The 708-nt window shown below is 76.3% G+C and carries 1 pseudogene; it reads right to left on the bottom strand.

Annotation, left to right across the window (positions count from 1 at the left end):
* Window positions 1–554, bottom strand: a pseudogene (locus tag G3I65_RS52010) (ATPase); the annotation flags it as partial.
* Between the last annotated feature and the right edge of the window lie 154 nt (window positions 555–708).

The following is a 708-nucleotide window of genomic DNA, read 5'->3' as shown; positions in this document are numbered from 1 at the left end:
CAGACGACCACAGTGGACGGTCCGACCGCGACGGTGCCGGCCGGCTCGGTCGCGGTGACGGTGAGCAGCTCGTTGGTCCAGGTCGCCCCGATCGCCCGGGACAGCTGGCCGCGCAGCCCGGCCGGGTCGGACCCCGGCGTCGGCGCGAGGTCCTGCGGCAGCAGCGAAACGGCGTCGCCGACGGTCAGCACCTTGCCGATGAGGGCGAGCCGGAGCATGTGCGGGCTGACCGAGACGCTGGCCAGCCGCGACCCCGCGACGGTCACGGTCCGCGCGGCGGCGACCTCGGCCGGCGCGACCACGACCTCCGAGCCCTCGGTGACCCCGAGGTTCGACATGGTGACGTCGTCGGTGAGCAGCACGCCGGGCACCCCTGCCTCGTCGGCGGGCGCGGCGAGCGCGGCGCTGACCCTGGCCCCGGTGAGGTGCACAGCGTCCCAGGCCCGCAGGCCCAGCGCGTCGAGGACTTCGGGGTGCAGCCGCACGACGCCGCGGCGGGTGTCCAGCGCGGACGGGGTGTGCCGGACGGTCAGCGTGATCTGGGGGTGGCTCACGCCGTTCACCCTAGCGAGCCCGCGGCCGGGCTCGCGGGACTACTTGCGGCGCAGGCCGATCTGGCGCCAGGAGCGGCGGCGCTGGCCGTTCTCCGACTGGCTGCGGGGGGTGCGGACCGTTTCGCCGGTGCGGGGGAGCCGGACCGCGCGCATC

Origin of the sequence: Amycolatopsis sp. SID8362 (assembly GCF_010550475.1) — a bacterium.
In the GTDB taxonomy this organism is placed as follows: domain Bacteria; phylum Actinomycetota; class Actinomycetes; order Mycobacteriales; family Pseudonocardiaceae; genus Amycolatopsis; species Amycolatopsis eburnea.
The sequence above is the reverse complement of the archived record's forward strand: the minus strand, read 5'-3'. Positions and strand labels throughout refer to the sequence as shown.